General features: G+C 70.2%; 26 protein-coding genes. 12 read left to right on the top strand and 14 right to left on the bottom strand.

The annotated features are described in order from the left end of the window. Nucleotides 1-23 precede the first annotated feature (23 nt). The 3 genes from RS86_RS03140 to RS86_RS03150 form a co-directional block, all read right to left on the bottom strand. The gene (locus tag RS86_RS03140; protein ID WP_082076527.1) at nt 24-629 is read right to left on the bottom strand and encodes a hypothetical protein; all 606 of its coding nucleotides are present in this window, start codon (nt 627-629) and stop codon (nt 24-26) included. A gap of 5 nt (nt 630-634) precedes the next feature. Beyond that, nucleotides 635-1,081, bottom strand: coding sequence for a YbjQ family protein (locus RS86_RS03145; protein ID WP_045270763.1), 447 nt, complete (start codon nt 1,079-1,081; stop codon nt 635-637). 106 nt (nt 1,082-1,187) lie between these two features. Then, nucleotides 1,188-2,627, bottom strand: a complete 1,440-nt coding sequence (locus tag RS86_RS03150; protein WP_052680042.1) for an HNH endonuclease signature motif containing protein — start codon at nt 2,625-2,627, stop codon at nt 1,188-1,190. Nucleotides 2,628-2,891: 264 nt separating this feature from the next. On the opposite strand from RS86_RS03150, the gene RS86_RS03155 reads away from it, so the two are divergent. Continuing rightward, nucleotides 2,892-4,151 carry an LCP family protein gene (locus tag RS86_RS03155; protein WP_235281569.1) on the top strand — a complete coding sequence of 420 codons (1,260 nt, stop codon included), beginning with the start codon at nt 2,892-2,894 and terminating at the stop codon, nt 4,149-4,151. Nucleotides 4,152-4,178: 27 nt separating this feature from the next. Here RS86_RS03155 and RS86_RS03160 read toward each other — a convergent pair whose 3' ends face one another. Then, entirely contained in the window at nt 4,179-4,769 is a 591-nt protein-coding gene (locus RS86_RS03160) for a hypothetical protein (RefSeq protein ID WP_045270764.1), read from the bottom strand. Between the two features lie 99 nt (nt 4,770-4,868). On the opposite strand from RS86_RS03160, the gene RS86_RS03165 reads away from it, so the two are divergent. Then, nucleotides 4,869-5,603: a hypothetical protein gene (locus RS86_RS03165; RefSeq protein ID WP_152642052.1), complete on the top strand. Its 735-nt coding sequence runs from the start codon at nt 4,869-4,871 to the stop codon at nt 5,601-5,603. 85 nt (nt 5,604-5,688) lie between these two features. On the opposite strand, the gene RS86_RS03170 is transcribed toward RS86_RS03165, so the two are convergent. Further along, complete coding sequence (locus RS86_RS03170) at nt 5,689-6,057, bottom strand: hypothetical protein (protein ID WP_152642053.1); 369 nt, start codon at nt 6,055-6,057, stop codon at nt 5,689-5,691. A gap of 361 nt (nt 6,058-6,418) precedes the next feature. On the opposite strand from RS86_RS03170, the gene RS86_RS03175 reads away from it, so the two are divergent. After that, entirely contained in the window at nt 6,419-7,039 is a 621-nt protein-coding gene (locus tag RS86_RS03175) for a VOC family protein (RefSeq protein WP_045270767.1), read from the top strand. 277 nt (nt 7,040-7,316) lie between these two features. Then, nucleotides 7,317-8,795, top strand: a complete 1,479-nt coding sequence (locus RS86_RS03180) for a dicarboxylate/amino acid:cation symporter (protein ID WP_082076528.1) — start codon at nt 7,317-7,319, stop codon at nt 8,793-8,795. A 79-nt stretch (nt 8,796-8,874) separates the two neighbouring features. Here RS86_RS03180 and RS86_RS03185 read toward each other — a convergent pair whose 3' ends face one another. The 4 genes from RS86_RS03185 to RS86_RS03200 all read right to left on the bottom strand — a co-directional run bounded on the left by RS86_RS03185 (nt 8,875) and on the right by RS86_RS03200 (nt 12,087). Continuing rightward, on the bottom strand, nt 8,875-9,192 hold the full coding sequence (locus tag RS86_RS03185; protein ID WP_045270768.1) for a type II toxin-antitoxin system PemK/MazF family toxin: 318 nt from the start codon (nt 9,190-9,192) through the stop codon (nt 8,875-8,877). After that, the gene (locus tag RS86_RS03190) at nt 9,192-9,425 is read right to left on the bottom strand and encodes a hypothetical protein (RefSeq protein WP_045270769.1); all 234 of its coding nucleotides are present in this window, start codon (nt 9,423-9,425) and stop codon (nt 9,192-9,194) included. Before RS86_RS03190 ends, RS86_RS03185 begins: the two co-directional genes overlap by 1 nt. Nucleotides 9,426-9,487: 62 nt before the next feature. Continuing rightward, nucleotides 9,488-11,230 carry a cation:proton antiporter gene (locus RS86_RS03195; RefSeq protein WP_045270770.1) on the bottom strand — a complete coding sequence of 581 codons (1,743 nt, stop codon included), beginning with the start codon at nt 11,228-11,230 and terminating at the stop codon, nt 9,488-9,490. Nucleotides 11,231-11,439: 209 nt separating this feature from the next. Further along, nucleotides 11,440-12,087 carry a phosphoribosyltransferase gene (locus tag RS86_RS03200; protein WP_045270771.1) on the bottom strand — a complete coding sequence of 216 codons (648 nt, stop codon included), beginning with the start codon at nt 12,085-12,087 and terminating at the stop codon, nt 11,440-11,442. A 181-nt stretch (nt 12,088-12,268) separates the two neighbouring features. On the opposite strand from RS86_RS03200, the gene RS86_RS03205 reads away from it, so the two are divergent. Then, complete coding sequence (locus RS86_RS03205; RefSeq protein WP_082076532.1) at nt 12,269-13,312, top strand: LLM class flavin-dependent oxidoreductase; 1,044 nt, start codon at nt 12,269-12,271, stop codon at nt 13,310-13,312. A gap of 13 nt (nt 13,313-13,325) precedes the next feature. Here RS86_RS03205 and RS86_RS20575 read toward each other — a convergent pair whose 3' ends face one another. After that, nucleotides 13,326-14,015: a hypothetical protein gene (locus RS86_RS20575; protein ID WP_045270773.1), complete on the bottom strand. Its 690-nt coding sequence runs from the start codon at nt 14,013-14,015 to the stop codon at nt 13,326-13,328. 69 nt (nt 14,016-14,084) lie between these two features. On the opposite strand from RS86_RS20575, the gene RS86_RS03215 reads away from it, so the two are divergent. Further along, nucleotides 14,085-14,714 carry a nucleoside/nucleotide kinase family protein gene (locus tag RS86_RS03215; protein WP_045270774.1) on the top strand — a complete coding sequence of 210 codons (630 nt, stop codon included), beginning with the start codon at nt 14,085-14,087 and terminating at the stop codon, nt 14,712-14,714. A 77-nt stretch (nt 14,715-14,791) separates the two neighbouring features. Here the strand turns inward: RS86_RS03215 and RS86_RS03220 are convergent, their stop codons facing one another. Beyond that, nucleotides 14,792-15,844: a LacI family DNA-binding transcriptional regulator gene (locus tag RS86_RS03220; RefSeq protein WP_045270775.1), complete on the bottom strand. Its 1,053-nt coding sequence runs from the start codon at nt 15,842-15,844 to the stop codon at nt 14,792-14,794. Nucleotides 15,845-15,975: 131 nt separating this feature from the next. Here RS86_RS03220 and RS86_RS03225 point away from each other — a divergent pair, with 131 nt between their 5' ends. The 5 genes from RS86_RS03225 to RS86_RS03245 all read left to right on the top strand — a co-directional run bounded on the left by RS86_RS03225 (nt 15,976) and on the right by RS86_RS03245 (nt 20,237). After that, on the top strand, nt 15,976-17,079 hold the full coding sequence (locus RS86_RS03225) for a substrate-binding domain-containing protein (RefSeq protein WP_045270776.1): 1,104 nt from the start codon (nt 15,976-15,978) through the stop codon (nt 17,077-17,079). Nucleotides 17,080-17,144: 65 nt separating this feature from the next. After that, complete coding sequence (locus tag RS86_RS03230; protein WP_045270777.1) at nt 17,145-18,197, top strand: ABC transporter permease; 1,053 nt, start codon at nt 17,145-17,147, stop codon at nt 18,195-18,197. After that, nucleotides 18,194-18,973, top strand: coding sequence for an ATP-binding cassette domain-containing protein (locus RS86_RS03235; protein WP_045270778.1), 780 nt, complete (start codon nt 18,194-18,196; stop codon nt 18,971-18,973). The genes RS86_RS03230 and RS86_RS03235 overlap by 4 nt, the downstream gene beginning before the upstream one ends. Next, entirely contained in the window at nt 18,970-19,317 is a 348-nt protein-coding gene (locus tag RS86_RS03240) for a putative quinol monooxygenase (RefSeq protein ID WP_045270779.1), read from the top strand. The genes RS86_RS03235 and RS86_RS03240 overlap by 4 nt, the downstream gene beginning before the upstream one ends. Beyond that, nucleotides 19,314-20,237, top strand: a complete 924-nt coding sequence (locus tag RS86_RS03245; RefSeq protein ID WP_045270780.1) for a carbohydrate kinase family protein — start codon at nt 19,314-19,316, stop codon at nt 20,235-20,237. The genes RS86_RS03240 and RS86_RS03245 overlap by 4 nt, the downstream gene beginning before the upstream one ends. Nucleotides 20,238-20,271: 34 nt before the next feature. On the opposite strand, the gene pheA is transcribed toward RS86_RS03245, so the two are convergent. Continuing rightward, nucleotides 20,272-21,234, bottom strand: coding sequence for a prephenate dehydratase (pheA, locus tag RS86_RS03250; protein ID WP_045270800.1), 963 nt, complete (start codon nt 21,232-21,234; stop codon nt 20,272-20,274). A gap of 220 nt (nt 21,235-21,454) precedes the next feature. On the opposite strand from pheA, the gene pgm reads away from it, so the two are divergent. Continuing rightward, on the top strand, nt 21,455-23,098 hold the full coding sequence (pgm, locus tag RS86_RS03255; RefSeq protein WP_045270781.1) for a phosphoglucomutase (alpha-D-glucose-1,6-bisphosphate-dependent): 1,644 nt from the start codon (nt 21,455-21,457) through the stop codon (nt 23,096-23,098). A gap of 160 nt (nt 23,099-23,258) precedes the next feature. On the opposite strand, the gene RS86_RS03260 is transcribed toward pgm, so the two are convergent. Both RS86_RS03260 and manD read right to left on the bottom strand, forming a co-directional pair. Next, nucleotides 23,259-23,795 carry a gluconokinase gene (locus RS86_RS03260; protein WP_045270782.1) on the bottom strand — a complete coding sequence of 179 codons (537 nt, stop codon included), beginning with the start codon at nt 23,793-23,795 and terminating at the stop codon, nt 23,259-23,261. Beyond that, the gene (manD, locus tag RS86_RS03265) at nt 23,785-25,023 is read right to left on the bottom strand and encodes a D-mannonate dehydratase ManD (protein ID WP_045270783.1); all 1,239 of its coding nucleotides are present in this window, start codon (nt 25,021-25,023) and stop codon (nt 23,785-23,787) included. The genes RS86_RS03260 and manD overlap by 11 nt, the downstream gene beginning before the upstream one ends. Nucleotides 25,024-25,028 lie beyond the last annotated feature (5 nt).

Genomic DNA, 25,028 nt, shown 5'->3' on the forward strand with positions numbered 1-25,028 from the left:
TTCGGAACGGCCGGGGGATCCCGCTACGGCAGCCGGTCGAGGGCGAGCAGCGGGAACCAGTGCCGCTCCTTCAGCGACGAGGTCTCCTCCCCTGCGTCCAGCCACTGACCGTCGATGTGCGGCATGCTCTGCATCTGCCACACCCCGAAGTGCGCGACCGGGGCCGGCCATCCGTAGTCCCCGGAAGGGGCGGGCACGATGTTCCGCACGGCCCCCACCCAGCGCGGAGGTTCGGTCGAGCCGGTGACCTCGATGCCGAGCGCGAGGACCGCCTTCAGGCCTGCAGGATCCGCCTCGCTCACTCGCCGCGTCGGGAGGTCGAGCGCGCCGCTGCGCTCACGTGGGACGCAGAAGACGCGATCGCCGTCACGGATCAGCAACCGCACCAGGCCCATGGGCGATGGCGGCGCGGCGCCGGCGATCCACTGGACGCGACTTCCCGCAGGCAGCCACGACGGGGCGAACTGTTCGCCCACGATGCGCTCGGCTGTCGTCGCCGGTGCCGCGGTGCTGAGGCCGACATCGATGGACGATGCGGCCGCGGGAGTCGCGCCGCCCTCGGAGAACACGCCACTGCCGACGGGCGCGCCGCTCGCGGGGAACGCGCCGGCGCCATGCCCCTGCGCCACCGGGATCAGGCCACGGGCGGCGCAGGCGGTGCAGCAGGCTGTGATGGGGCGGCCGGGGCAGCCGGAGCAGCCGGAGCAGGCGCAGCGGCCTGTGCCGGGGCAGCCGCTGCCTGTCCCGGGGCGGGCATAGCGCCGTCCACCGGCTGGATCACGACAGCGGTGCCGTAGGCGCACATCTCGCTGAAGCTGCCGAGGGAGCCGGAGTCGAAGCGCATCGCGATCACGGCGTTGGCTCCGCGCTGCACCGCCTCGGACCACATCCGGTTCATGACCTCATACCGGCTCTCGTACATGAGCTGCGTGAACTCGGGGATCTCACCTCCGCCGAGGGCTCGGAAGCCGGCGGTGAAGCCCTGCCCGAAGTTCGTGGAGCGCACCGTGAGGCCCATGACCTCGCCGAGCACCTGAGTCACGCGATAGCCGGGAACGTCGTTCGTCGTCACCATGAACATGCGCTCATCGTCGCACGACGAACGAGCCTGCGCACCTGTCTCTGCATCTTGATCTGAGGCCGACAGGGTGGCCACCCTGCACAGCGCCCCCTTCTCCCCCGAGAGCTCAGGCGGCGGGTCGGAATCGTTTGGGTGGTGGGTCGATGTTTCCCCACGCGTAGCGGAGTGGGAGCCTCGGGTGCAGCACGGATCGTTGCCCGTCGGGGTGGTGCAGGACGAAGTCGTGTTTCCCGTCGCGGGTGATCTGCCATCGGCCGTGGTGGAGTTCCATGTGATGGAACCGGCAGAGCAGGATCCCCCGGTCGATGTCCGTACGACCGTCGTCGCGGGCCCATTCATCGATGTGGTGCGCTTCACAGTAGGACGCGGGCCTGTCGCACCCGGTCCACCGGCATCCGCCGTCACGGACAGCGAGTGCGATGCGTTGTTTCGGGGTGAACAGGCGTGATTCGCGCCCGACGTCGAGGGGGTTCCCGTACGAGTCGACGGTGACGGGGATGGTTCCGGTGTCGCAGATGCGTCGTTCCGCGACCGCGGCGGGGAGGGCGGTGAGGCCGTCCTCGGTGACCGCGACCCTGTTCGGTGTGTCGGTGGGATCGACGATCTGGACAAGGCGGAGTCCGGCCTGCCGGGTGCCGAACACGGCGGCAGGGTCGGCGAGGGTGCCGGCGCGGACGAGATCGAGGAGCAGGTCGTAGGAGAGCTGATCGTTGGTCCGCGGATCCGCCGACAACTCTGCCTCGGACGCCTTCTCGGAGGCGTCGACGAATCGGGGTCCACCCCGACGAGGTCGCAGCGCGGCAGCAAAGATCGTGTCCACGAACGCGCCGCCTTCGTCGTCGAACGCGATCGACGCGCGTCGCATCCCGTCCTGGTCGAACCAGGTCCGGAATGAACGCTTCTCGAAACGAGCGGCGAACCGGGCCTCTGCGCCGTCCGGGTCGAGGAGGTCTCGGATCGTTCGCGCGGCCGCGGTCAGTTCTTCCACGGTCCGCCGCCCAGCCTCCTCGATCAACTGCGCGACGGCCTCCGCCCACGCATCCTCGGCGCCCTCAGGCGGATCCCCGAGGCCGCGACGGATCGCATCGAACTGTGCCGACGTGACCGTCCCAGATCGCAGCCCGTCCCGCAGCACCTGCCGCCAGCCCACGGAGGTCGCTTGTTCCGGGGGCAGCCCACCAACCTCGACACTCTCCACCGGGGCATCCTCGAGCAGCGCCTCCCCCACCCGCACCTGCCGGGCGGCCTCGGTCTTCGTGACCCCGGTGACCTGTTGCACCAGCGAGACCGCCGAGGGATATCCGCGCGACTGCGCCAGCCCGCCGTGACCGGCCTCGCGTGTCGAGCGGCCCGCGATCACCCCTGTCACGATCAACCGCAACTGATCCAGCAGCCGGACGTTCTCGGAGATCTCCTCGAGCGCCGCCACCGCCGCGTCATCCGCGAGCCTCTCGACGACCGCCTGCACGTCCGACGCGCCCGCACCCGCACTGATCCGCCCGGCCAGGGTCGGGATCAGCGCCGCGATCGCATCCAACGTCTTCATACCCCCATCCTCCTCGGGGCCACCGACATTCGAACCCCAGATCAACCCAGATTTCCAAACAGGGGATAACTCAATCGAAGACCAGGCTGTGGAGGACGATCGGCCAACCGGGAACGCGCTGATTCGAGCCCTTTCCCACGGCATTCCCGGAGTCCGCACAGGTGTCCGACGGAGGATCGACGGGGCCCCCGGCGCGTCCTAACAGCGCCCGCACGGACCCCACCGACCCGTCCACAGCCAAGCCCCCAGGAACGGATCCGCACGATGACGATGAGCCCCCAGCACGCCGCCCGGCGCCGCATGTACCGTCGACGCCGGTGGACCGTGGGCATCATCGCCGTGGTCGTGCTCGCACTGATCGCGGCCGCCGCATTCGTCGTGATCACGTACGCCGACGCGAACAACGGGATCCATCGTTCCTCGATCGCGGGGCTGACCGGACCGGAGCAGAACACGGGCGAGTCGAACATCCTGATCATGGGACTGGACAGCCGGGTGGACGAGAACGGCAAGCCCTTCCCGCAGGCGATCTACGACCAGATCCATGCGGAGGACGCGTCCGTCGGCGGGTACAACACCAACGTGCTCATGCTGATCCACATCCCCGCGAACGGCGGCAAGGCCGTGGGGATCTCGATCCCGCGCGACGACTACGTGGACTTCCCCGACTCCCCCGATGGCGTGGACAAGGGCAAGATCAAGGAGGCCTACGGCGATGCCATGGACGCCTCGATGACGAAGCTCACCAACAAGGGCGTCGCCGAGGCCGATGCGTATCAGCAGTCCAGGACGGCAGCACGGCAGAGCACGATCAAGACCGTGTCGGCGTTCCTCGGCGGCGTGCGGATCGACCACTTCGTCGAGGTGACGATGGCCGCGTTCTACGAAGTGGCGCAGGCCGTGCAGCCGATCACGGTCTGCCTGAACCACGCCACCGCCGACACCTTCTCGGGCGCGAACTTCCCCGCGGGCGTGCAGGAGCTGAACGCGGCGCAGTCGATGGCGTTCGTGCGTCAGCGCCGCGACACCACCTCGAGCGACTTCGACATGACGGATCTCGACCGCACCCGGCGCCAGCAGGCGTTCATGGTGTCGCTGGCCGTCAAGCTCAAGCAGGCGTCGACGTTCACGGACTTCGGCAAGCTGCAGAAGCTCATCGACGTGGCGAAGAACGACGTGGCGATGGACGACAAGCTGGATCTGCTGTCGTTCGCCCAGCAGGCGCAGAGCCTGGCCGGCGGGAACATCTCGTTCGTGACGCTGCCGATCGACCACTTCGACACGGTCGACGGGCAGAGCGTGAACATGGTCGACGTCGACGCGATCCGGGCGCAGGTGCACGACCTGCTGAACCCGCCGACGCCGACCGCCGCGCCTTCTCCGTCCCCGAAGTCGTCGTCCTCCGGATCTGGTTCCTCTGAATCCACGGGGTCCTCCGGATCCGGCTCGACTCCCGCGCCGCACCCCGTGTACACGGACTCGTCGTCGCCCCTGCAGTCGGGCAACGTGCCCTGCGTGAACTGACGACCCTGCGGGTACTGACCGCGGCGCCTACTGGACGTAGGGCACGGTCAGCACCGCGTCCGCGAAGCCCGGAGCCGAGAAGCGGATCGTGATCACGCCGTCCCAGAACGAGGAGCCGTTGTCCGGCGTCTCCGCGCCGTACATGAAGCCGTTCGCAGTGGATCCGTCGTAGCTGGAGACGACCGGCGCCTGTGACGCGCCGGCGGGGACGATCGTCTCGAATACGAAGGTCTGGTGGAGCTGGTCGTCGGGCGCGCCCGTCACCGTGGTCCAGCCGACGATGCCGGCGTCTCCGCCCGGGATGTTGCCCTTGTAGAGGTAGAGGCCCTGGGCGGCGGCGTTGGATCCCGTGCCCTGCCACGTGACGGTCGCCGACACGGTCGTCGCCGTGGGCGCCGTCTGCGGCAGTTGGAGCGCGCCGCTCAGACGGAACTCCGAGCTCCACTGCGGCCCCGTGAACGTGAGCGAGACACCGGTGGCATCGATCGCGGCGACGCTCGCCGCGCTGAACGGGATCGCGACCGCCGCGACCACGACGGGAGTGCTCCACGCCGCGGCACGGAGCACCGTGCGGCGGGAGAGCGTGCTGCGGGAAGAGGGTGCGGGGGCGTCGGTCATCGGAGTCCTTCACTTCGACGGCGGGCTGCAGCCGTCGGGGTTCCGGCGCACGCAGCATCCTATGGCGTCGACACGCCCGGCCGCACTACGGTGATCCTCGTGAGCCGCGCAGCCAAGGTCGCCACCGGTATTGCGGCCGCCGTCGTGGTCGCGGGCCTGGTCGTGCTCGCCTATCCTGCCTTCGCCGCCCTCGGCGGTCTTGAGCACCCGAGCGTGAGTGCAGCGTCCGCGGCCCCGAGCAAAGCGGCCACGACCGAGCCGACGGCCGCGCCGTCGCCTTCGCCGACCAAGGACGATGGATCCGATGATTGCCCGACGGAGGAGGCAACGATCAGCATCACGGGCAAGGGCGACGGTGCGCCTACGGCGAAGCTGGTCTTCGCGAGTTCACTGACCGACAAAGGTGCGCGGCCCGGCGCGCGCGGCGAGGTCGTCAGCAATGCTCAGGGCATCTACTCCTACATCGTTGCGCCGAACGACAATCTGATCTCGATCGAGCAGCGGCTGTGCATCGACTACGGATCCGTCAGAGTCTTCGATCATGTGCTCGGCAGCGCGATTCAGCCCGGCGCGCAGCTGATCCTCCGCCCGGACCCGACGATCCCCTGGATCGAGCCGGTGCCGTTTGACGCGATCCCGAATGTGACCAACATCGTCGAGTTCAGCAGCACGATCTACGAGATGGGCGTCGCCGTGCGCACGCACGATCTGGACACCGCGCGCGCCCTGTGGTCCCGGTCTCTCTCCGGCCACGTGGCGCCGGCTGCCCAGGCCGCCGCCACGAAGGCGCTCGACGACGGCGATTGGCCGGTGCTGGAGCAGCTGTTCCCGTAAGGGGCCCCGATCGAGTCGCTCAGCGAGCGCCCCCGCCGGTCGTTGAGCGAGCGCAGCGAGACGAAACGTCCGCCAGCATCACAGCTCAGCTTCTCCGCGACTCCATCAGCCGTGAAAGCGCGGCCGTGTACGGATCGCCGCTGGCTCGGGCCGCCTCGCCCTCGCGGAGCGCGACGACGAACAGCCCGTGTTCTCCCACCACCGTGCGTGCCGCGAGAAGAGCGCGTTCCCAGAGCAGCACGATCTCCAGCCCACCGGCGTATTCCGGGTCGTCCATCGCGCTCGTCGAGAAGAACTGACGTCTCTCGTTCGCTCCAGCGAGCGCGGTCAGTCGTGCGAGGACCTCGCTGAACGGCTGAGGCGACGGTGCGCGGACGCTGAACACGTCCGCGAAGACCCGTGCGGCCACTTGATCGGCACCATGAGCGAGAAGGCTCGAAACGGGGTCGCTCATAGCGTCGCGCCTCGACCCTCGGCTTGCGGGACGCGCCGTCCAGGAGCGGCAAGCGGATCGTGGTGATCAACCAGGGTGACGTCGGCGACGGATCCCGGCCGGTTGCTGGAGCGGGAGGCGGAATCCGCAGGGGATTTCCCCCGCAGCTGGTCGAAGTATCCCATCGCGATCTCCATGTCTGTGACGGACGGATCCGTCCTGTGCGGACCACCGTAGCCGATTCGGCCGCCGCATCCGGTCGAGATCGAATCGAGCGCGGCTCCGCATACACGCGCACCCGGCCGTGGTTCGCGGACGCACCGCTCGCGTATCGAGCAGGAATCGAGAAGCGCCCCGCCGGCCCGGATCCGAGACTCGAAGCATGAACATTCACCGCATCACCATCGAGACCACCCCCGACGCCGTGCCGGCGGCCGAGGCCCTCTATCGGGACGCCCTGGGCCTCGCGGATCGCGTCGGCGTGCGCGCCACCGCTGAGCCGAGCATCGGGTTCCGCGGCTTCGCGCCCTCGCTGATCTTCGTTCAGCCGGGCGATGTCGACGCCGCCGTCGAGCGGGCACTGGCCGCCGGCGCGAAGATCATCAAGCCGGTCGCGAAGAGCCTCTGGGGCTACGGCGGCTCCTTCCTCGCCCCCGACGGCACGGCGTGGCAGATCGCGAGCGCGAACAAGACCGCGACCGCGCCCGCCACCGGCGAGGTCGAGCGGCTCGTGCTGCTGCTCGGCGTCGACAGCGTCAAGGCCAGCAAGCGCTTCTACCAGGAGCAGGGCCTGACCGTCGCGAAGAGCTTCCCCTCCTACGTCGAGTTCGACTCCGGCGACGTGAAGCTCGCCCTCTACAAGCGCGCCTCGCTCGCCAAGCAGGTCGGCATCGATCCGAGCGGCACCGGGGCGCACCGCCTCGCGGTCGTCGCGGACGAGGCCTTCACCGACCCCGACGGCTACAGCTGGCTCGCCGCGGAGAGCACCGTCAGCGCGGGGTGACGACGGGAGGGAGGGCAAGGATCCGGGCCGCTCCGTCACGTGCCGCGTTTCGTCTCTCTGCGCTCGCTCAACGACCGGGGGTGCGCGAGCGCGCCGCGTTTCGTCTCGCTCCGGCTGCGCCGGTGCTCGCTCAACGACCCCGGGGCGGGGTGGCCGTGTCATCCTTCGTCACACCCGGGTCCGGAATATCAGCGGACGCATAGCGTTGCAGACATCCGGCGCCGTCCACGCGCCGCCCCGCCTCCCGCGCATCCCCGCGCTCCGACTTGGAGTCTCCATGAGCACCTCTACTCCGACCGCACGACGCCCGAAGGCGCCGGACACGCGCGGTCCCGTCCGCAAGCTGCTGACCTCGTTCGGCTTCCAGATCCTCGCCGCGCTCGTGCTCGGCATCGCGGCCGGCCTCATCGGCCGCCAGCTGGGAGCGACGCACGACACCCACACGGTGCTGTCCGACACGCTCGACAAGATCGGCGGCTCTTACGTCACGCTGCTGCGCGCGGCCGTGGTGCCCCTCATCTTCACCGCGATCGTCGCGAGCATCTCCAACCTGCGCCGGGTGCAGAACGCGGCCCGCCTCGCCGGCCAGACCATCCTCTGGTTCGCGATCACCGCGTTCATCGCGGTCTCGATCGGAATCGTGCTCGGCATCACGATCCAGCCCGGCGCGCACGCCGGCACCGACCTGGTGAAGGGCGCCGTCGCGACCCAGGGCACCTGGTGGAACTTCCTCCTCGGCCTGATCCCGCAGAACTTCCTCGGCCTCGCCGTCAACACGACGACCGGTCCCACGGACGGCACGTTCGTCTCCGGCGTGAACTTCAACATCCTGCAGGTCATCGTGGTCGCCGTGGCCGTCGGCATCGCGGCGCTCAAGGCGGGCCGCAAGGCCGAGCCGTTCCTGGCCTTCACGGAGTCGCTGCTCAAGGTCATCCAGCGCGTGCTGTGGTGGATCATCCGCATCGCCCCGATCGGCACCTTCGGCCTCATCGGATCCGCCGTCATCAACTACGGCTGGGACAAGCTGACCTCTCTCGCCTGGTTCGCCGGCGCGATCTACCTAGGCCTCGCGCTCGTGCTGTTCGTGGTCTACCCGATCCTCGTGAAGACGCACGGCCTCTCGGTCAAGCAGTACTTCACGGGCGTGTGGCCGGCCGTGCAGCTGGGCTTCGTGAGCCGCAGCTCGATCGGCACGCTGCCGCTCACCGAGCGCGTGACCGAGCGCAACCTCGGCGTGCCCCGCGGCTACGCGTCCTTCGCCGTGCCGCTCGGCGCCACCACGAAGATGGACGGCTGCGCCGCGATCTACCCGGCCCTCGCCGCGATCTTCGTCGCCCAGTTCTTCCACATCGACCTGAACATCATGCAGTACATCCTGATCGTGATCGTCTCGGTGGTCGGATCCGCCGCGACCGCCGGCACCACGGGCGCGATCGTGATGCTGACGCTCACCCTGTCGACTCTGGGCCTGCCGCTCGAGGGCGTCGGCCTGCTGCTCGCGATCGACCCGATCCTCGACATGGGCCGCACCGCGGTGAACGTCGCAGGGCAGGCGCTGGTCCCGACGATCGTCGCCAAGCGCGAGGGCATCCTCGACCTCGACCTCTACAACGCCCCGCGCAACGGTCTGCCGTTCGCCGAGGACATCGACGACGAGGACGCCGCTTCGGCTTCGACCGCCGACGCCGGCTCGCCGGAGGACGCCGCTGCGGCGGCAGGATCCGCTGACGCTGAGGAGACCGCTTCGGTGCGCTGATCTGCCACGTGCAGGAGAAGGCCCTCGGATCCCCTTTCGGATCCGAGGGCCTTCCCGTGCGTCCTTCGTTTTACGCGATTCACGACTCCATCAGCGGCAGTTCGAGATCGAAGGCGAGCACGATCGCATGAGCCAGCCGGCGCTCCTGCTCTTCGGAGAGGAACCCGATCGTGCGTCCGAGGCTCGCGCTCGGGATCGTCACGAGGTTGTCGATCGATGCCGCACAGGCGTGGTCGAGGCCGTTCTGCGCCCCGAGGAGCACCTCGCTGCTGAGCCCCTTCACGGTCGTGGTGATGGGTGCGACCGTGACCTTGGTCATCGCCGCCCGCGCCACCTCGCGCGTCAGCACCAGCACGGGACGGGTCTTGTCGAGCCGCGCGAGGCAGATCTCGCGCATCAGTCGTCGAGCTCCGCGCGTCCGGCCGTCCAGTCGACGAGTCCATCGAGGTCGTCCGCCGCCCCCTCCCGCCGCAGGATCTCGACGTCGCGCTCGGCGAGGAGCCGACGCATCTCGCGTTCGAGTGCGGATGCCACGACCGCGGCGCGGCTGCTCGCCCGCCCGGCGGAGACCTCCCGATCGAGGAACTCCACGACAGGATCCGGCAGGCGCACAGCGATCTGGGTGCTCATGCCGTCATCATACCCCTGTGAATCCCGAAGTGGGATGCATCCCTGAGGGTGAGGATCCGGAGTCAGCGCTCCGCGGTCGGGCTGGCGAGGCGGGTGTCGAGGGCGAGCTCCTCGGCGTCCATCGCGGTGATGAGCTCGCGCATGACCTCCTCGTTGAGCTCGCCCGCGTCGCGCTCGGCGATGAGGACGTCGCGGCGCACCTGCAACCAGCCCTTGGACAGCCCGACGAGCTCGTCGCGGCTCGGACGCGGCATCCGGTCCTCTTCCCGCTGCCCCTTCTCGGTGTCGCGCTCGACGCGGGTGAAACGCTGCGCGAAGCGATCGAATCCGGCGAGCGCCTCGTGCCCATGCTCCGCCTCCCAGGCCTTGCGCTTGGCGTCGAGGAAGACTTTGCCCGCCTCGCGCGTGCGAGCGCGGACCTGCGCGAGCTGACGCCGGTCCTCATCCTCCTCGTCGCTCACATCGGCGACCCCGAGCCCGTTGATCAGCAGCGGCAGCGTGAGCCCCTGCAGCAGCAGGGTGCCGACCGTCACCACGAACGCGACGACGACGATCGCGTGCGCGGCGTCCGTGTCGAGTCCGGCGAGATCCGCCGCGGCGAGCGCGGTCGCCAGGGTGACCACGCCGCGCATGCCGGCCCAGGAGATCACGGCATTGTCCCGCCAGTTCAGCTGCGACTCGCGGAAGCGCTCGCGCAGCTGCTCCTCGCTGGGTCGCCGGCGGCTGGACCAGCCCCTCCGCGCCCGTTTCTCCTCGACCGCCTGCATCCGCTGCTCGAGCTGCCCAGACTCCAGCGTGCGCTCGAACTGGCGCAGCCGCAGCTTCGACCAGAACGCCCCCCACGCCGACGCGGGATACACGAACAGCGGTCGCACGACGAGCACGGCCACGAGCACCGCGGCCGCCAGCCACAGCACGCCGGCGACCTGGGTCGCGCCCAGCTCCGCGATCACCGGCGGCAGCTGCAGGCCGATGTACGCGAAGACGAAAGCCTCCAGCAAGAAGTCGGCCGAGAGCCAGATCGGCGCCTCCTGCATGCGCGTGGCGTAGCTCGTGCGCGGCGCGTTGTAGCCGACCACGAGGCCCATCGCGACGACGCCGAGCACGCCGGATCCGCCCAAGTGCTCCGTGATCGCGTACACGCCGAACGGCGCGAGCAGACCGAACGTGCCGATGACGACCGGATCCGAGATGCGCATGCGCAGCTGGTGCATGCCCAGGCCCGCGACCACGCCGATCGCGACGCCCACCACGACCGCCACGACGAACTGCCAGACGCCGCCGCCGAGGCTGATCGTCGCGCCGGCCAGGATCGCCGCGAACACGCGGTACAGCGTCAGCGAGGTCGCGTCGTTGATCAGGCTCTCCCCCGACAACACCGTCATCACCCGGCGCGGCAGACCGAGCCTGCGGCCGATCGCCGCGGCGGAGACGGCATCGGGCGGTGCGACGATCGCACCGAGAAGTAGCGCCCCCGGCAGGGTCAGGGACGGCATGATGAGCCACGCGATCAGTCCCACCACGGCCGTGGTCACGACGACCAGGCCGATTCCGAGCCGGCGGATCTGCGGCATGCTGCGGCGGAAGCTCACGAACGAGACGTCCAGCGACGCGGAGTACAGCAGCGGTGGCAGCACGAGGTTCAGCAGCACGTGCCCGTCGATGCGCAGATTGGGCACGGCAGGGATGAAGGACACGGCGAGCGCGACGACCGTCACGAGCAGCGGCGCGGGCCAGCCCCTCCAGCGCGCGATCGCCGCGACGACCACCGATCCGACCAGCACGTAGAAGATCTCGGGATCCATGTCGCCAGGCTAGCGGGACGCCGCTGTCGTGCCTCTGTCAGGGCGCTGTCGGCGCGGATCCTGATCCGGATCCGACCGTGTCCCACTTCCGGTCAGACCGTGTCCCACTTCTGGTCCGACCATGTCCCACTTCTGGCGGACTATGGGCCCCGAAACCGACCAGAAGTGGGACATGGTAGGGGGATCCGGATCCGAGGAATCCGGACCCGTCAGCGCGCGGCGGCGAGCAGGCGCACGACCTCCTCGTCAGGCGTCTGCCGGAAGTCGACGTAGTGCATGCCCACCGCCATGAAGCCGTCGGGCGCCTCGAGGCAGACGACCTCGTCGGCGTCCGGATCCGATCCGCCCCGCAGCTCCTCGAGCGCCTTCGGCGGTGCCACCGGCACGGCGACGACCACTCGCGCGGCACCCCTGGCACGAGCGATCGCGCAGGCCGCGCGCACGGTCGCGCCCGTGGCGATGCCGTCGTCCACGATGAGCGCAGTGCGCCCGGCGAGCGGCTCGGGCGCGCGCCCGTCACGGAACAGCCCCGCCCTGCGCTCCACTTCGGCGCGCTCACGACGCTCGGCCGCGCGCAGGGTCTGCTCGTCGACCCCGGCGGCACGAACGACGTCGGGATTGCGCACGGCGGCGCCCTCCTCACCGACGGCGCCCATCGCGAGCTCGGGCTGCCACGGAACCCCGACCTTGCGCACGACGAGCACATCCAGCGGTGCGCTGAGCGCCCGCGCCACCTCGGCCGCCACCGGAACGCCGCCGCGGGGCAGACCGAGCACGATCGCGTCCGGAGGCGGATCCGCCTCCAGCAGCGCCGCGAGCCGCCGCCCGGCGTCGGCGCGATCCGCGAACCCGTGCATGACTCCGGACTACGCCGGTGCGGGGGCGAGGTCAAGGGCGTGCCCCACGGGGTCACCGGCGCGGCTCTCCGGGGCCGTTGAGCGAACCCGGCGCAGCCGGAGTGAGACGACTCGGGGTGCTCTCGCGGATCCGGGAGACGGATCCGGAATGCTCGCCGATCCGTTCGCGTTGTCGAAAACGATGTCTTCTCTCGCACTCTCCGTCCTCGACCTCGTCCCGGTGCGCACCGGGCAGACCAGCGCCCAGGCGGTGTCCTCGTCGCTCGCGCTCGCCGCGCGCGCCGACGAACTCGGCTATCGGCGGTACTGGTTCGCCGAGCACCACAACATGCCGGCCGTCGCCTCGACCGCCCCGCCCGTGCTGATCGCCGCGGCCGCCGCGCGCACGCAGCGCATCCGGGTCGGATCCGGCGGGGTCATGCTGCCGAACCACGCGCCGCTCATCGTCGCGGAGCAGTTCGCTGCGCTCGAGGCGATCGCCCCCGGCCGGATCGACCTCGGCCTCGGCCGCGCCCCGGGCAGCGACCCCGTCATCACCCAGTTGCTGCGCTCCGCCGGAACCGCGGGCGACGTCGAGCGCTTCCCCGATCACGTGCAGGACATCGCGCTCATGCTGCAGCCCGACGGCGCGACCGTGCAGTTCACCTCGGGCGGCGAGTACGCGGTGCGCTCCACGCCCGCCGCGACGGGTGCCCCCGAGGTGTGGCTGCTCGGATCCAGCGACTACTCGGCGCAGCTCGCGGCCTCGCTCGGTCTGCCGTATGTGTTCGCGCACCACTTCTCCGGCCAGGGCCTCGACCGCGCCCTCTCGCTCTACCGCGAAGGCTTCCGTCCCTCAGAGGCGCATCCGGAACCGCGCACATTCCTCACCGCGAACGTCGTCGCGGCGCCGACCGCCGAAGAGGCCTCGGAGCGCGCGATCCCGCAGCTGCGGATGATGGCGCGACTGCGGCTGAACCGCCCGCTGACCGCGCTCGAGACCGTGGAGCAGGCCAGAGCAGCCCTTGCCGCGAGCCCCGATCCGCAGGAGGAGCAGATCCACGCGGCCGCGCTCGCCAACTGGTTCGTCGGGGACGGCGCGACCGTCCGCGGCGAGCTCGAGGCCTTCGCGGCGAAGCACGGCGTCGAGGAGATCATGATCTCCCCCGTCGCCGGATCCTTCGCCGCCGAGGATCCAGAGCACACGCCCGGTCGCACGCAGACGCTGGAGCTGCTCGCGAGCTGAAGCGTGGCCGCGCTCAGAACGGGAGCTTGGCGATCGTCTCCACGACGTGCCGGGCCTGGTCCGCACCGATCCCGAGCTGGGAGCGGATCCGGGCCTCGGCCTCGGCCGTGCGCCCCTGCCCCACCAGGGCGATGATCTCGTCGGGAAGCTTCGCCGAGAACGACGACGCCGTGGTGCCAGGGGACTGAGTATCCGCGGATCCGCGCCGGCTGGCCGAGCTCGACCAGCTGATCGAGGTCGAAGTCGTCGTCGAGGACGAGCTCGACGACGTCGCCCCACCGGGGACGCCGCCGTCCGCGAGATACGCGGCGAGGTCCATGGTCGACAGGGAATCGACGGCGCGCTGCGCCCACGCCGGGTCCTGGCGGCCCGTGGCGGTCATGAGCGCCGTCACCGCTTCGGCCGTGCGCCCCTCCGACACCAGGCGCACCACGTCATCGGGGATCGGGCGAGCGCCGCTCGGCGATGCATCCGGCACATCCGACGCGGGCGCGGTCGCCGTCGGCACGGCGTGGGCCGGAGCAGCGGTCCGCGGATCGGCGGTCTGCGGATCGGCGGACGACGGGTTCAGCACTGCGCCGGACGGCAGCGTCACCCCGATGCCGCGGTCGTCGCCGGCGCGCCGCCGCAGCAGCACCCGCACCAGGATCACGGTCGCCACGACGACGACCAGCACGGCGATCATCAGCCCACTCGAGATCATGACTCCACCGTAGGGCGTGCCGCTCCGCGACCGCTGCCGGCCGACGGCGCGAGCCCGTAGAGTGCGAGGATGCTCGAGCTCGAACCGGCCCTCGTCGACCGCGCCGCGGCGCTCGCCGGGCGCAGCGACCGGGTCGTGCTGGGGATCGTCGGCGAACCAGGATCCGGCAAGACCACCCTGACGACCGCTCTCCTCGCGGCGCTCGAAACACGAGGCATCGCCGTCGCGTGGCTGCCGATGGATGGCTTCCACCTCGGCGACGCCAGCCTCGACGCCCTCGGACTGCGCAGCCGCAAGGGCGCCGTCGAGACGTTCGACGGGTGGGGGTACCTCGCCGCCCTGCGCCGGGTGCTGACCGAGGTCGACAACCCCGTCTACGTTCCCGGCTTCGAGCGCGGACTCGAGCAGCCCATCGCCGCCGACCGCGTGATCCCGTCGGGCCCGGCGCTCGTGATCACGGAGGGCAACTACCTGCTCGACGAGACCGACCCGTGGCCACTCCTCCGCGAATCCGTCGCCGAGATCTGGTACGCCGACGTTCCGCAGGATCTGCGACGCGAACGCCTCGTCGCACGGCACATCGCGTTCGGGAAGACGCCTGCCGCCGCGGACGCCTGGGTCGCGACGGTCGATGAGCCGAACGCGGAACGGATCCGCGCGCGCAGAGGCCTCGCCGACCTGATCGTGCCGGTCGACTGAGCCGGAGCCGACCGGCATCGGTCGCGGTGCTCATCGACGGTCTTCGCGGCCAGCGACGAGCCCGCGGCCGGTGAACCTCAGGAACCGGCGGACGGTCCAGGACGGATCTCGCCGGATCCGCGCGGGATCAGGTCCACGGGCACGACGACAGGGGCCGGCTCCGGACGCTCTCCGGCGTCGAGCAACGAGAACAGGCGGTCCGCCGCGAGTCGCCCGAGTTCCTGAGGGCGCTGCGCCACGACGCTGATGCCCGGATCCATGAGGTCGGCGAGCTCGACGTCGTCGAAGCCGACGAGGGCGACATCGCGGTGATGGCCGAGTTTGCGCAGCGCGTGCACCGCACCGACGGTGATGAGGTTCTGCCCGCTGACGATCGCGGTGGGCGCGTCCGGGGCGCCGAGCAGCGTCATCACGGCACGCTCGGCGGCATCCTGATCCGACAGGTCGGCCACGATCGTGGCGTCCCCCGCCGGCACTCCGAACTCGTCGAGCGCCGCGAGGAAGCCGCGCTCGCGCTCGCGGGCGGTCCAGATCGCGCGGCGGTCGATGAGCAGCGCCAGGCGCCGGTGGCCGAAGCCGAGCAGATGCCGGGCGGCGAGCCTGGCGCCTCCGACGTTGTCGGAGTGCACGGTGTCGGCCGCAAAGCCGGTCGGCTCGCGGTCGATGAAGACCACGGGCATCTCGGGAGGCACGAGCTCTGTGAGATATGCCTGGCTCTCGGCCACGCAGGTGAGGATCAGCCCGTCGACCTTGCGGCGCACGAAGGCTTCGACGGCCGCGATCTCGCGCTCCGGATCGTCGTCGAGGCTCGATGCGAACACGGCGACGTCGCGGTGGATCGCGACGTCCTCGATCGCCCGGTGGATCGTCGCCGAGAACGGGTTCGCCACGCTGCCGAGGAGCAGTCCCACGGATCGCGTACGCGTGGTCGTACGGCGCAGGTTCGAGGCGTGCGCGTCGGGTTCCCACTGCAGCGCCTCGATCGAGGCGCGCACGCGCGCCGCCGTGGCGGGAGCGACATTCGGCTCGCTGTTGACCACGCGCGACACCGTCTTGATACCGACACCCGCATGCTGCGCGACCTCCCGGATCGTGACGCGGGGCGGCTTCGATACTGATAACGGTGTCATTCGGCAACCATCCTGCTTTGTCTGACCTCTTGCGTGATCTGATTCGATGGGCTAAACATACATCTGACACCGTTGTCAGTCGACAGTGGTCCACCACGATGTGAACCTCCGATCCCGTTAGGACAGCAAAGATGCCCCTTTCCCTGACCCGCCGCGGCACCCTGATCGCCGCCGCCTCCCTGGCGGCCGTCGCCGCTCTCTCCCTCTCGGCGTGCTCTTCCGGCGGAACGGCGGGATCCACGGCCGGCGCGAACGACAAGGTCGGCGTGACCCTGATCGTGAAGACCACGACCAACCCCTACTTCGTGTCGATGGAGGACGCGGCCAAGGCCGACGCCGCCAAGGCGAACGTCACCCTCACCCTGGCAGCGGGTAAGAAGGACGGCGACACCGACAGCCAGATCCAGGCGATCGAGAATGCGATCTCCCGCGGCGACAAGGGCATCCTGATCACCCCGAACGGCACCGCGGTCAACAACGAGATCGCGAAGGCGCGCAAGGCGGGCCTCTTCGTGATCGCCCTCGACACGGTTCCGGATCCGGCCGACTCCGTCGACATCACGTTCGCGACGGACAACTTCGCCGCGGGCGAGCTGATCGGGAAGTGGACGGCCGCCAAGCTCGACGGCAAGAAGGCCACGATCGCGATGCTCGACCTGTTCAGCGACCAGATCGTCTCCGTCGACACGAACCGCGACCAGGGCTTCCTCAAGGGCATGGGCATCGCCGTGCCGGACAAGAGCAAGAACGGCTCCGAGGCCGCCAGCGGCAGCTACACCGGCGGCAAGGGCGGCGACTACACGGTCGTCGGGCACCAGCCCACGCAGGGCGCAGAGGACGGCGGCCGCTCGGCCATGGAGACGCTGCTCTCGAAGAATCCGGACATCAACGTCGTCTACACGATCAACGAGCCCGCGGCCTACGGCGCCTATCAGGCGCTCAAGGCGGCCGGCAAGGAGAAGGACGTGCTGATCGTCTCGATCGACGGCGGCTGCGCCGGCGTCGGCTACGTCAAGGACGGCATCATCGGCGCGACCTCGCAGCAGTACCCGTCGAAGATGGCCTCGCTCGGCATGGAGGCGATCGCCAAGATCGCCCGCGGCGGCGAGGCGCCCAAGCCCAGCGACGGACTCGACTTCTTCAGCACCGGCCAGACGCTCGTCACCGACCAGGCGATGACCGGCATCGACAGCGTCACCTCCGCCGACGCCACCAGCACCTGCTGGGGCAAGTGACTCCTGGGGCGCCGGCATCGCCGCCGGCGCCCCGCACCCCTTCCCTCCGATTCCGGGAGAACACCATGTCAGACAGCACGTCCACCGCCGCTCAGGCGGGTCCGCCGACATCGGCGCTGCATCTCGCCGACGAGTTCCTCGCCCGGCAGACCCCGGTGCAGCGGATCCGCGCCATCCTCTACCGCTACCCCGCCATCAGCCCCGCGCTCGTGCTCATCGTCGCGGTCGTGATCTTCGGCGTCATCAACCCTCGCTTCCTGGCCCCGACCAACCTGTCGCTCATCACCCAGCAGGTCGCCGTGATCGGCACCCTGGGCGTCGCCCAGACGCTCGTCATCCTCACCGCCGGCATCGACCTCTCCGTCGGCGCCGCCATGGTGCTGAGCTCGATCGTGATCGGCAACGCGGCCGCCGGCATCGGGCTGCCCGGGATCCTCGCCCTCGTCGTCGGCCTCGTCGCCGGTGTCGTGACCGGCGTCGTGAACGGCCTCCTCGTCACCCGGCTGAACCTGCCGCCGTTCATCGTCACCCTGGGCACGCTCAGCATCTTCACCGCGCTCACGCTGCTGATCTCCAACGGCGCGACCGTGCAGGGCCTCAAGCTGCCCGACCTCATCACCTGGACCGGCAGCACCTTCCACCTCGGCGTCGACGTCACCTACGGCGTGCTCATGATGATCCTGCTCTACGTCGTCGTGGCGTTCGCGCTCGGGCGCACCTCCTGGGGCCGGCACGTGTACGCGGTCGGCGACGACAAGGAAGCCGCCCGCCTGAGCGGCATCCGCGTGAACCGCGTACTGCTGAGCGTGTACGTGGTCGCGGGCGCGATCGTGGCGCTGGCCGCCTGGATCCAGATCGGCCGCGACTTCGGCTCCAGCCCCAACGCGGCCGTCGACGCGAACCTGAATGCCATCACGGCGGTGGTGATCGGAGGCACCAGCCTCTTCGGCGGACGCGGCAACGTGTGGGGCACCCTGCTCGGCGCTCTCATCGTCGGCGTGTTCCGCAACGGCCTGGCCCTCGCCGGGCTGGACGTGCTCTACCAGACCCTCGCCGTCGGCATCCTCGTGATCGTCGCGGTCTCCATCGATCAGTGGATTCGGAAGGTGCGCAAGTGAACGCCACGGCAACCGAGACCCGCACGCCCGTCCTGTCGGCGAAGCGGCTCGTCAAGACCTACGGTCACGTCGTCGGACTCGACGGCGTCAGCCTCGACCTCTATGCCGGCGAGGTGCTCGCGATCATCGGCGACAACGGCGCCGGTAAGACCACCCTCATCAAGTGCCTCACGGGTGCGGAGATCCCCGACGAGGGCGAGCTGAGCCTGGACGGCAAGCCCGTGCACTTCCGCCGCCCGCAGGACGCGCGCGATGCGGGGATCGAGACGGTCTACCAGTCGCTCGCCGTCTCCCCCGCGCTCGACGTGGCCGCCAACATGTACCTCGGGCGCGAGATGCGCCGTCCTGGGTTCCTCGGATCCGTGCTGCGCATGCTCGACACCAAGAGCATGCGCAAGAACGCGCGCGACGAGCTCACCCGGCTCGGGATCTCGACGCTGCAGGACGTCACGGTCCCGATCGAGAACCTGTCCGGTGGTCAGCGGCAGGCCGTCGCTGTGGCTCGCGCCGCGGCGTTCGGATCGAAGGTCGTCGTGCTCGACGAGCCGACCGCGGCGCTGGGTGTGCGCGAGGGCAAGCAGGTGCTGGAACTCATCAAGAGGCTGCGCGACACCGGCGTGCCGGTGATCCTGATCAGCCACAACATGCCCCACGTGTTCGAGGTCGCCGACCGGATCCACATCCAGCGTCTCGGCAAGCGCGCCGGTACCATCACACCCTCCTCGCACACCATGAGCGAGGCCGTCGCGATCATGACGGGCGCACAGACGCTGTGAGCGCGAGGCACCTGTACGCCGCGTTCCAGGCGGTGCCCGGGGCGGGAGATGCCGTCGCGTCGCTCGTCGCCGGGTACCGCCGAGACGTGGCGGCCGAGCCCGGGAACCTCCGCTTCGACGCCCACCGGCTGCAGGACGACCACGACCGGTTCTTCGTCTACGAGGAGTACCGCGACGAGGCCGCGTTCGCCGCGCACCTGGCCTCCCCCGCCAACGCCGTGTTCAACGCGGCGCTCGCCCCGCTCGTCATCGGCGGCGGATCGACGCTGACCTGGCTCGACGAGGTCGCGGACGCAGACGCAGACGGCTCCTCCGCCCTCGCGCACCGCAGGGACGCGGCGTGAGCGGCTTCGCCGGCCGGATCCTGGTGATCGGCGAGGCCCTGATCGACATCGTGGATCGCGGCGGCGAGCCGGTGCGTCACGTCGGCGGCAGCCCGCTGAATGTGGCGTTCGGCCTCGCCCGCCTCGGGATCGCCACGACGTTCGCCAGCGAGTTCGGCGAAGACTCGGACGGTGCGGCGATCGCCGCCCACCTCGCCGCTGCGGGCGTCACGATCGCACGGACGGCGGACGCGATCCGCCCGACCTCGACGGCTCTCGCGCGGATCGGCGAGGACGGCTCCGCGACGTACGACTTCGATCTGCAGTGGACCTTCTCCACGCCCCCGGCCGTCGCGGGGATCTCCGCCGTCCACATCGGATCCATCGGCGCCCTGCGCGCGCCGGGGTCCGGCGGGGTGCTCGCGCTCGTGGAATCGCTGCCCGAGGACGTGCTGGTGACGTTCGATCCGAATGTGCGTCCGGCCCTCATGCCGCCGCCCGCGGAGACCCGCGCGCTCGTGGAGCGTTACGCCGCCCGCGCCGCCGTCGTGAAGCTCAGCGACGAGGATGCGGCGTGGCTCTACCCCGGTGCGGCCGATTCCGCCGCCGAGCGGCTGCTCATGGCCGGCGCGACGCTCGTCGCCGTCACCCACGGAGCCACGGGGAGCGTGCTGCACACGGCCTCCGCCCGGCTCGACGTGCCCGCGCGCCCGACCATCGCGGTGGACACGATCGGCGCCGGCGACGCGTACATGTCCGGCCTGATCGCGGCGATCGTGCAGCGGGTCGGCGTCGTCGACGCGCTCGCGGGACGGTTCACCGAGGAGCAGCTGGCTGCCATCGGCCGGATTGCCGCAGTGTCGTCCGGCCTGACCGTGGCCCGCGCCGGGGCCATGCCGCCGACCGCCGCGGAGCTCGAGGCGGAGCACGCCAGAGCTTGAGGCGAATGACGACCGGATCCGGATCGGGTGCCGTCTACGCCTCGGGCTCGCCCGCGATGAGGCCGCGCAGCCAGTCGCGCGCCTCCACGAACACGTCGTCCGCGTAGCGCTCGGGGTACTGCACGATGCGCCGGTCCGCGCGGGGGTACGAGCCGAGGTAGACGACCCGCGGGCTGAACCGGCGGATGCCGAGCAGCGCATCGGCCATCCGCTCGTCCTGGACGTGGCCGTCCGCGTCGAGCACGAACCGGTACCGTCCCAGCTCGTCGCCGATGGGGCGGGACTGCAGCAGCGACAGGTTGATGCCGCGCGTGGAGAACTGCTCCAGCAGCTCGAGCAGGGCGCCCGCGTGGTCCACGGGCAGCTCCACGATGAGCGAGGTCTTGTCAGCGCCGGTGGGCGGGGCCGGGGCCACGGTGCGCGCGACCAGCACGAACCGGGTGACGGCGTTCTCGTTGTCGCCGATGCCGTCGGCGAGGAGTTCGAGCTCGTGGTGCTGCACGATGCCGGGCGCTGCGATCGCGGCGTCCGCGGGCAGCGATCCGTCCAGGATCCCGAGCGCCGAGGCGACGTTGCTCGCCGCGGGCACGTGCTGGTGGGCCGGGATGTGCTCGCCGAGCCAGCCGTAGCACTGGGCGTAGGCGACAGGGTGCGCGGCGACGACCGTGACGTCCTCGATCCTGGTGCCGGGCGCCGCGACCAGCACGAAATCGACCTTGACCAGGTACTCGCCGACGATCCGCAAGCCGGGGAGAGTCGCGAGGGCATCCAGGGTCGTGGTGACCCCGCCCTCGACCGAGTTCTCGATCGCGATCATCGCGGCGTCGCTGCGCCCGTCGAGCACGTCCGCGAGCGCCTCGCCCACGTTGTGCACGGGACGCCACTCGTGTCCCCGCGCCTCGGGCACCTGCTCCAGCGCCGCCTCGGTGAACGTCCCCGCGGGGCCGAGATAGCTGTAGGTACGGCGGGCGGGGGCGGCATCGGTCACGGCGTTCAGCCTAGTCCGGGGCGCGGCCCCGGCTCCGGTCGATGACACGGACGGCTGCACGATCCCGCCACGGATGCACGACGCCGGGCGGGATCCGGTCGTGCAACCGTGCGCGGATCGTGCAGCCGTCGCCCCGGATCGGGTGGACCACGGCGGCAGCGCTCCGCCACCCGACGTTCCGCGCCGAAACGATGATGCGATCCGGGGCCCGCCGGGGCAGACTAGCTGCATGACGAGCCGAGCCGGCCTCCCCGCGGAGGAAAGCGACCTGATCGACGTCGACGAGCTGATCGCCGCCTACTACGACCGGATCCCGGATCCGAGGATCTCCACGGAGAGAGTCGTGTTCGGCACGAGCGGGCATCGCGGGTCCTCTTTGAGCGGCAGCTTCAACGAGCAGCACATCCTCGCCACGACCCAGGCGATCGTCGACTACCGCACCGCGCAGGGCATCACCGGTCCGCTCTTCCTCGGCCGCGACACGCATGCGCTCAGCCGCCCGGCGGAGCGCAGCGCGATCGAGGTGCTCGTCGCGAACGACGTCGACGTCCTCGTCGATTCGCGGGACGCCTGGGTGCCGACCCCCGCGCTCAGCCACGCGATCCTCACCTACAACCGCGACCGCTCCGATGACGAGCCCGGCCGCGCCGACGGCATCGTGGTCACCCCGTCGCACAACCCGCCGCGCGACGGCGGCTTCAAGTACAACCCCCCGCACGGCGGCCCCGCCGACACCGACGCGACCGGCTGGATCGCGAACCGCGCGAACGAGCTCATCGAGTCCGGCCTGGAGGGCGTGAAGCGCACCCGCTTCGCCGACATCGACGCTGACGGCCTCGGCACCTACGACTTCCGCGACGGCTACGTGCGCGACCTGCCCTCGATCATCGACGTCGAGGCGATCAAGCGCGCGGGCGTCAGGATCGGGGCGGATCCGCTCGGCGGCGCCTCGGTCGAGTACTGGGCCCTCATCCGCGAGATGCACGGCCTCGACCTCACGGTGGTGAACCCCGAGGTCGACCCGACCTGGCGCTTCATGACCCTGGACTGGGACGAGAAGATCCGGATGGATCCGTCCTCCCCCTCCGCGATGGCTTCGCTGGTCGCGAAGAAGGGCGACTTCGACGTGCTCACGGGCAACGACGCCGACGCCGACCGGCACGGCATCGTGACCCCGGATGCGGGTCTGATGAACCCGAACCACTACCTCGCGGTCGCGATCGACTACCTGTTCTCGCACCGCGAGGGCTGGGGCCGCGACGCCGCGATCGGCAAGACGCTGGTGTCATCCATGATCATCGACCGCGTCGCGGAGTCGCTCGGGCGGCGCCTGCTCGAGGTCCCCGTCGGGTTCAAGTGGTTCGTGCCAGGCCTGCTCGACGGATCCGTCGCGTTCGGCGGCGAGGAGTCGGCAGGGGCATCGTTCCTGCGCAAGGACGGCTCCGTGTGGTCGACCGACAAGGACGGGATCCTGCTCTGCCTGCTCGCCGCGGAGATCATCGCCGTGACCGGCAAGACGCCGTCGGAGCGCTATCGCGAGCTCGAGGAGGCTTTCGGCGCCTCCGCGTATCAGCGCGTGGACGCCCCCGCGACGCCCGAGCAGAAGGCCACGCTCGGCAGGTTGTCGCCGGAGTCTGTCACCGCGACCGAGCTCGCCGGTGAGCCGATCGAGGCCAAGCTCTCGCACGCACCGGGCAACGGCGCGGCGATCGGCGGGCTCAAGGTGCAGACCGAGCACGCCTGGTTCGCCGCACGCCCGTCCGGCACGGAGGACGTCTACAAGCTCTACGCCGAGTCGCTGCTCGGCCCCGAGCACCTCGCCCGCGTGCAGGAGGAGGCCAGGGCGGTCGTGAGCGCCGCGCTCGGCGGCTGATCCGGCCCGGGGCTCCTGCCGTGTCCCGGTTTCGGCGCGACCGTGTCCCAGTTTCGGCGCGACCGTGTCCCAGTTTCGGCGCGGAATCGCCGGGTTTCGGAGCCGAAAGTGGGACAAGGTAGTCCGGCGAGGTAGGTGGGCGGCCACCGGCCAGGCGCCGTCAGCGGATCCAGGCGAGGGCTGCGGTGACGACGTCGTCGACGGCAGGGGCGACATCGAACACGGCGCCGTCCTCCTCCGGATCGAGCGGCTCGAGCAGTGCGAGCTGCGAGGCCAGCAGCGACGGCGGCATGTAGTGCCCTCGTCTGCCCGCGGCCCTGGACCGCAGCAGTCCCGGTGCACCGTGCAGATGCACGAACCGGGCGTCGGGCACCGCGACACGCAGGCGATCGCGATAGACGCGGCGCAGCGCAGAGCACGCGACGATCCTGCCGCCGTCTGATCGCCCCTCGGCGAGCACGGCGCCGACGGCGTCGAGCCACGGCCACCGGTCTTCATCGGTCAGCGGCGTGCCGCCCGCCATCTTCGCCACGTTAGCGGGCGAGTGCAGCTCGTCGGCGTCCCGCCCGTCGATGCCGAGGCGCCAGGCCAGCGCCCGCATCACGCTCGTCTTCCCCGCAGCGGAGACCCCCATCACCACGATGAGTCTGGCGCGCGGCGTACCGGCGACGGCATCGACGAGAGCGTCACCAGTCATGGACGGTGCCGTCCGCGAGCCTGTTGTACGGGAGGTGGGCCTGCTCGTACGGGTAGGCGCCTGCCTCGTCCACATCGAGCTCGACGCCGAGACCCGGCTCGTCGCCGGGGTGCAGCAGACCACCCCGCCAGCTGAACGACTGCCGGAACACCTGATCGGTCTTCGCGCCGTGAGGCATGTACTCCTGGATCCCGAAGTTGTGGATCGCGAGCCCCAGATGCATCTGCGCCGCCATGCCGACGGGCGAGATGTCCGTCGGCCCATGGAATCCGGAGCGGATCTGGTACATGGCGGCGAAGTCGATCGTCTTCTTCAGCGGGCTGATGCCGCCCATGTGGGTGACGGCGCCGCGCACGTAATCGATGAGCTGATCGCGGATCAGGTCCTTGAAGTCCCACACCGTGTTGAACACCTCGCCGATCGCGAGCGGAGTCGTGGTGTGCTGCCTGACCAGCCGCAGCGCCTCCTGGTTCTCGGCGGGCGTGCAGTCCTCGAGCCAGAACAGGTCGTAGGGCTCGAGCGACTTGCCGAGCCGGGCGGCCTGAATCGGCGTCATCCTGTGGTGTCCGTCGTGCAGCAGCGGGATCTCCGGCCCGAACTCATTGCGCACCGCGTCGAACACTCCGGGCAGGTGGCGCAGGTAGGCGCGGGTGTCCCAGTCCTCCTGCACCGGCCGCGCGCCGCGTCGAGCCGGCTCGTGATCGTAACGGGCCTCGCCGCCGCCGGTGTCCGCGGCCTGCGAGGCGATGCCGTAGATCGCCTTCAGTCCGGGAACGCCGGTCTGGATCCGGATCGCCCGGTACCCCTGCTCGAGGTGCGAGCGCACGGAGTCGAACAACTCGGGAAGCTCCTTCCCTGAGGCGTGCCCGTACGCCAGGAGTCCCTCCCTGCTCGCTCCGCCGAGCAGCTGATACAGCGGCATCCCCGCGGCCTTGGCCTTGATGTCCCACAGCGCCATGTCCACCGCGGCGATCGCGGCCATCGTGACCGGGCCGCGGCGCCAGTACGCCGACCGGTACAGGAACTGCCAGGTGTCCTCGATGCGCGACGCATCCGCCCCGATCAGCAGCGGCACCACGTGCTCACGCAGATAGGCCACCACCGCCAGCTCGCGCCCGTTGAGCGTCGCATCGCCCAGCCCGGTCACCCCGTCTGCGGTCGTGATCTTCAGCGTGACGAAGTTGCGGTCGGGACTGGTGACGATCACCTCGGCCATGTCGATTCGCATGGAGA

Source organism: Microbacterium azadirachtae, from assembly GCF_000956505.1.
Lineage (GTDB): Bacteria > Actinomycetota > Actinomycetes > Actinomycetales > Microbacteriaceae > Microbacterium > Microbacterium azadirachtae_A.